The 7,043-nt window shown below is 64.0% G+C and carries 2 protein-coding genes and 1 pseudogene; 1 reads left to right on the top strand and 2 read right to left on the bottom strand.

All coding sequences use genetic code 11. From position 1 onward, the window contains the following. Nucleotides 1-1,247 (bottom strand): annotated as a pseudogene (locus EVU97_RS04470) (saccharopine dehydrogenase family protein). 367 nt (nt 1,248-1,614) lie between these two features. On the opposite strand from EVU97_RS04470, the gene EVU97_RS04475 reads away from it, so the two are divergent. Continuing rightward, entirely contained in the window at nt 1,615-4,698 is a 3,084-nt protein-coding gene (locus tag EVU97_RS04475) for a DUF3427 domain-containing protein (RefSeq protein ID WP_129663815.1), read from the top strand. A gap of 136 nt (nt 4,699-4,834) precedes the next feature. Here the strand turns inward: EVU97_RS04475 and EVU97_RS04480 are convergent, their stop codons facing one another. Next, nucleotides 4,835-6,967, bottom strand: a complete 2,133-nt coding sequence (locus EVU97_RS04480) for a DUF262 domain-containing protein (RefSeq protein ID WP_255417454.1) — start codon at nt 6,965-6,967, stop codon at nt 4,835-4,837. Nucleotides 6,968-7,043: the final 76 nt, after the last annotated feature.

Genomic DNA, 7,043 nt, shown 5'->3' on the forward strand with positions numbered 1-7,043 from the left:
TCACTGCTCCTGCATGCCCCAGGGGGAACCGAAACCCTCGGGCTTCGGCGCCTTGAGCAGGTCGAGGAACGGCACGGCGTCGAACGCCTCGGGGCCGAGGACGCCGGCGCCGGACCACGCGCCCGTGGAAAGGAGCTCGAGAGCGACGACGGGGTTGATCGCCGTCTGCCAGACGACGCACTGGGAGTCGTAGTCCTTCATCGTCTGCTCGTTGTCGACGACGTGGTAGAGGTACGTCGAGCGCGGCTCGCCGTCTGTGCCGGTGCCGGTAACCCACAGGCCGGCGCAGGTCTTGCCCTTCATGCGCGGCCCGATGGTGCCGGGTCGGGCAGAGCTGTTGCGACGACGTCGCGCGGCGAGATCTGCTGGCCCTTGACGGTGATGAGTTCCGTTGAGTCGAGGCCGAGGGTGTAGAGCACCTTGAGGATGCCGATGAACTCCTCGCCGAGGCCGTACTTGAAGGTGACGCGCTTGGCGTCGACCCAGCGCGGCATGAGCAGCACTTCCTCGTGCTCGACGTTGACGCACTCCACCTCGCCGATGCCCTCGGGAAAGTCGAAGGTTTCCGGCGCGCTGAACGGCGGGGTGGTGAACCAGCCGCGGCCCTTCTCCCAGACGACAGGCGGGTTGAGGCACTCCTCGATCGTCGTCCACATGGAGAAGGACGGCGCGAAGATCTCGTGGCCGTCGTCGTCGGTGACGACGAGGTTGGCGCCGTCGCGGGTGCCGAGTTCGTCGATCTCGGAGAAGAGATGGTCGGCGGCGTAGCGGGCGAAGACGTCCGAGAGGCCGGGCTCGACGCCGATGCCGACGAGCGCGAGCCGTCCGGCCTTCTCCCACTCATCGGCCTTGGCGAACTGTTCGTCGCCGAGCTTGACGCCGACGTTCGCGTACGGCTCGCTCTCGTGGGGCTTCGAGAGGGACATCGCCATGTCGAGGTAGTCGGCGCCTGCGGCGAACGCGCCGTCGAAGATGGGCATGACGAAGACGGGGTCGACGGCGTTGAACACGTGCGTGATGGCGTGCTCGCGGCAGAGCGTTTCGACGCCCTCGGCGCTCGAGGCGTCGATCTGAGCGGAGGTGACGCGGGCCTCGCCGTCACGGCGCTCGGACGCAGCGCGGGCGCTCGCTTCGGCGCGCTCGGCCGAGTAGTCGGCGACGACGAGCGCCTCGAAGAAGTCACGTTCGACGAGGAGTTTCGCGGCGGCCGAGCCGACGCCGCCGGCGCCGATGAGCAGGATGCGCATAGTCGTGTGGTCCGTTCAGGAAGTCGGGCGGTTCGGGACGTGCTGACTGCGGTGTGATCTCAGGTCAGCCGTACCGGGCCGTCGACTCGTGCGTGTGCCCGGATCACCCCTACGGATCCGTCGGCATCGCCGCGTTGCCCGCGCCTCCGCCAGACGTGCTCGTGAGACGCAGATCACTATGAGCGCGAGCATAGGCCTCGCCTCTGACAACCGCTAGCGATGCGTCAGCCTGTGGATAGCGAGCAGGCGGGAGAGGCTCCCCACAAGGTGACGGTTGGGGTACCTGGTGACGTCTGACCGTCACCAGGTACCCCAACCGTCACCACACTTCGCAGAGAAGACGAGGGCCGAGCCGTACCCTGAGCCCATGCGGCCCGGCCTTTACGAAAAGCTCATTACTGCTCGCCTCGCGGCCGAGTTGGAAGAACTGCAGGACCGCTTCACGGTGACGAAGGGCGTCGTCGACGAGGCCATCGCGCCGGAGGTTCTCGCTCGCCACCTGGCGAAGTCACTCGTCCGCCATCTCGCCAGCGACGAAGGCCCGAGCCTCGTCAACGAGATCCTGCGAGCACTCGAGGACGAGGACGACGAGCTGCTTCCCGAGGACGAACTCGCCGAACTCCTCGCGCTCTCCCCCACCGCCGGACTCGGCGCCGGGCGTCAGTACACGCGTCGCCCGAGTACCCGCCTGTCGGAGGCGGCGCTGCTGACGAACGCACAGGGCGAGCCGAGTATCGGCGGCGAGCTGCGCAACGAGCTCGCAACGGCCGATCGCGTCGACCTGCTGTGTGCCTTCGTCATGTGGCCGGGCATCCGCGTCATCGAAGATCAGTTGCGGGGGTTGAAGGACCACGGGGTGCCGATCCGCGTCATCACGAGCACGTACACGGGGTGCACGGATCGAGGGGCGCTCGATCGGTTGGTCACGGAGTACGGCGCCGAGGTGAAGGTGCACTACGAGACGAGCCGTACGCGCCTGCACGCGAAGGCCTGGATCTTTCATCGCGACAGCGGGTACGGCACGGGGTTCGTGGGCTCGTCGAACCTGTCGTCGTCGGCGCTGCTCGACGGCGTCGAGTGGAACGTGCGCATCAGCGACATTGCGACGCCGACGCTCATGCGCAAGTTCGAGGCGACATTCGACAGCTACTGGGCGAACCCGGCGTTCGAGACGTACGACCCGAGCCGCGATCGCGAACGGCTCGATAGCGCCTTGCTCACCGCGTCCGGCCGGCAGAAGAGCGAGGGCATCAGCCTCTCGGGCCTCGAGGTGACGGCGCGCCCACACCAGGCACGCATGCTGGAGGAGCTCGAGGCACACCGCACGATTCACGGCCGCCACCGCAACCTCGTCATCGCGGCGACGGGTACCGGCAAGACGGTGGTGGCGGCGCTCGACTACAAGCGAATGTGTTCCGGCTCGAACCGCCCGAGGCTGCTGTTCGTCGCGCATCGCCGCGAGATCCTCGAGCAGGCGCGGCGCACGTACGCGGAGGTGCTGCGTGACCCGAACTTCGGCGAGCTGCTCGTCGACGGGCATCGTCCCGTGAACAACACGCACGTGTTCGCGAGTGTGCAGTCGCTCGCCACGACAGATCTGACGGCCATCGACCCGACGGCGTACGACGTCATCGTCATCGACGAGTTCCACCACGCGTCGGCGCCGACGTACCGACGCATCCTCGACCACTTCGAGCCGCGAGAATTGCTCGGACTCACCGCGACGCCAGAGCGAGCCGACGGGCAGGACGTGCGCGAGGTGTTCTTCGATGGGCACGCGGCGACGGAACTGCGGTTGTGGGATGCGCTCGAGGAGGATCTCCTCACGCCGTTCCACTACTTCGTCGTGGGTGACACGGTGGATCTGACGTCGGTGAAGTGGCTCGGTTCGCGGGGCACCTACGACCGCGCGGAGCTCAGTGAGTTGCTGGCGACGAATGCCGAGCGAGCGGCGCACGTGCTGCGTTCGGTGGAGGCCAAGGTGGGCGACCTGGACGCAATGAAAGCGCTCGGGTTCTGTGTGTCGTTGGAGCACGCGCGGTTCATGGCGCAGTTCTTCACGGCGTCGGGAGTGCCGTCGATGCACGTGACGTCGGCGGCCGACAGCGCGGATCGGGGTGAGGCGCAGCGTCGCCTGCGTGACGGTGAGATCAAGGCGATCTTCACGGTGGACATGTTCAACGAGGGTGTCGACATTCCGGCCGTCAACACGGTGTTGTTCCTGCGCCCGACGGAGAGCCCGACGGTCTTCGTTCAGCAGTTGGGGCGCGGTTTGCGCTTGGCGAACGACAAGCCGGTGCTGACGGCGTTGGACTTCGTCGGGCATCAGCGCAAGGAGTATCGCTGGGATCGCAAGCTGCGTGCGGTGGCGAAGACGATCAAGCGGACGGAGTTGACGACGGCGATCGACGGGGCCGGCATTCCGCTGCCGGCGGGCTCGCAGATCGTGTTCGATCGAGTGGCGCGCGACATCGTGGTGAAGAACATCAAGGCGGGGGTTTCGGGCGGTTGGCAGTCGCTGGTGCGTGAGGCCCGCGAGACACGGCCCGACTCGCTGCGAGCCTTCCTCGACGACAGCGGCCTGGAGCTGGCCGACCTCTACACGAACAACAAGAGCTGGACTCTTCTGCGTCGAGAAGCCGGCCTCCTGCCGCGAGAAGGGTCGGCATTGGAGCGCGATCTTCTGAAGCGGGTGCGGGCGTTCATGCACGTGGACGATGTGGAGCGCTCGCGGGCGTACCGAGAGGTGCTGAGAGACGGGTTCACGTGGGAGGAGGCGTCGAACGCGGCACGCCGGTACGCGCCCGTGCTGACGATGGCGTTGTTCCCCCGGGGCGGGTATGCGTCAGCCCGCGACGCCGTGGCTGCCCTGGGCCCCGAGGTGGAGTTCCGCCGCGAACTGACGACGGTGCTCGAGATGGCCCTGGACAACGCGACGTACCCCACGCGACCGATGGACGGTCGGCTCGGCACTCTGCCGTTGGCGTTGCATGCCCGCTACACCCGCGAGGAGTTGCTGACGGCGATCGGGTACGCGTCGTACGAGGAGAAGCGCTTCCCGAGTGCCGCGGTGGCCGGTGTGTACTACCGGCCGGAGCAGGCGCTGGACGCCTTCCTCGTGACGACGAACAAGGTGGGCTCGGGCTTCTCACCGACGACGATGTACCGCGACTACGCCATCAGCCGCGGCCTGTTCCACTGGGAGTCGCAGGGCGTGACACGCGAGGACTCGGCGACGGGCCAGCGCTACATCCACCACGCACAGCGGGGCTCTTCAATCGCGCTGTTCATGCGCGAATACAAGGTTGACGTCTTCGGCGGCGGCGCGCCCTACGTCTACCTCGGCGACGCGAGCTACGTCAGGCACGTAGGCGAGCGTCCGATGGCGATCACGTGGAAGCTGACGCACCCCATGCCGGAGCAGGTGTTCCAGTGGGCTTCGGTGGTGTGAGAACGATGGTTGCCCCGGGCCGAGCGACCATCCCCTCCATCTCAAACCGGCCTGGGCTTTTCCTCACGCAGGACCGCTCCCCTCGCAGTGCCCTGCCGCGAGCCACGGCAAGGGGAGCGGTCCCGATTAATCAGCATTACCGCGAACGAGCAGCAGCCCAACGCTTCGCGAAATCCGTGGAAACGGACCAGAACCACTGCCCCGACCGCTTCTCAAATGCCACCACGTTGGGAAGCCCTGGGAACTTTGCGGCGAGCTTGGCGCTCAAACCGCCAAGGGCCGAATGCGGAGACGCAATGCCGACCGATTGAAATTCAACCGTGCTCCAGCCTTCAGGTGCAATGGCCGCTAGCTGATCTAACACCGCCCCAATAGCCCCGGAGCAGTCGTCTGCCAGCGCCTGCACAGATGACGCATCCCACAAGTCGTCACGCCCACGCCCTTCTCGACCGGAGAGGGCCGGTGTTATCGAGGGGCGCGCCTCGAGATCCGGACCAGGCCAGATCGAACAAATACGCTTCGCCATCGCAAGGGAGCGAGCACGAATATCATCCTCGGTCCATCGATCTGGATGGTCATCTAGGAGCTCCTTATTGAGCACGAGAAGACTGAATTGATTCAGCAGTGTTCGTTTTCCTTCGCCCGGATGGCCACCCTTGTCCAGGCCCTGTGCCATTGCGTCGCTCCACGGCCGGTTAGACAGCGAACCATTAAGGGCTTGAGTGACCAAGGTCAAGTTACCGATGCTGTGAACTCTCCGATCGCGCTTGACTGCAGCCTCTGGGTCAAGTCCTTCATCCCAATATGCTCGCCACCCCTGCGGCATTACATGCTCAATCTGCAACCTTTCGGGCAAGGTGATCGATTCGTGCATGGCGCTTTCGTCGCGCAGCGACTGCTCTACCGTTCCGAGCACGAGGCGTAGGCGATCTTGGCGAATGTTGCCGTAGACCTTTGCATCGCTCAGATCATCCTGGAGCTCAGCATCCGTCGGCCAAACGCGAGAGACGGCCGTTTGTTCAGACAAGACCCTACGGAGCACGCTTCCAGCCTGATTTACAGGAGCTTTGGCAAGGGCCCTCAAAAGGACTACGGCAAACTTGTTTACGTCCTTCGTCGTCATCCGCATTAACATGCGACGAACTGACCAGCTCTCGAGGGCTGCAAGACCCAATGAACGTTGATCTGCTGGAACTTTGGTGGTTTCGGAAAGTAACCATAGGAATATGGGAGTGGTGACTGACAGCTCGAGACGCTCAATCACTCGTCGATAAAACGACCCTTCGGGCGTGTCAGAACCGAGTTCTGCAAAGCGCCTAAATATATCCGCATCCGACCGCAGCGACTCTAGGTAGCTGGTCGCAAAATCTCGGTCCGCCATGAAGGGTTTTGACTGACGGACGAAAGCTCGGAAGGTGTCGTCAGAGCGGACCTCTGCGCAACTTTTCATAGTGAGCCAGTACTGCAGGAATATATCGATGCGCGAACGCATCAGTCGCCCCTGCTGGACTTCTTCCCTCCACCACGGTTGGTCAAACTCATCCGACAACCGCACAGCCCAATCGTCAACATCCGCGTTCAACTGCGCACCTTCGCGAAAAACCCAGTTCTTCACTAGGTCCGCCTTGAGAAGGGGTGTGCCGCGATCGTTGAGGGTTTCGAAGATCAACTGTGCGTCATCATTGCCACTCAGGTCAATTGACACAAGCGACAGACGGTCCTGGATCGTCGCACCCAGAGCATTTGCCCGCTGGTCCAGCGACGCTGACTGCGCACTCTCGCCTCCTGTTGAGAGCCAGTCACGTGCCGCCACGGAGAAGAAGCGGAAAGCCAGGTCCAGACGATGATCAGAGGGGTTCCCTCCCGTCATGACCCTCTCAAAAGCCCCGCGGTCCGAGTGTGAGGGATAAAGCTTAAAACGGGTTGGCTTCCCAAGGAAACGGCGAGAACTGTTCATGATCAGTTCGTCGAGCATCTCAACCATCTCTGCCTGATCGAACTCTCGCATCGCCTGCGAGACAGCGCGAATCAAGATTTGGAGGGTGGTCATTCGTTGCTGGCCGTCAATTACCGTGTGCCTCGTAACATCTCCCGTGACGGCTGAGCCCGACTCGTATACGACTGCCCCTAGGAAATGCCTAGCTCCGCCATCGCTCCTCTGCTCACTTTTCTCCTCGAGGAGCTCACAGGCCACGCGTTCGATATCCGACCACAGCGGCGCCCACTGGTTCTCCTCGTTCCAGACATATGGGCGCTGATAAGGGGGGATCTCGAAGTGGGTCTAGTTGAGTCCCCGATAGTGGTGTAGCGCGGTCGCTGACCTGGTCCCGGTAGTGGACAGGGGT

Origin of the sequence: Dermacoccus sp. 147Ba, from assembly GCF_004151355.1 — a bacterium.
Classification (GTDB): Bacteria; Actinomycetota; Actinomycetes; order Actinomycetales; family Dermatophilaceae; genus Dermacoccus; species Dermacoccus abyssi.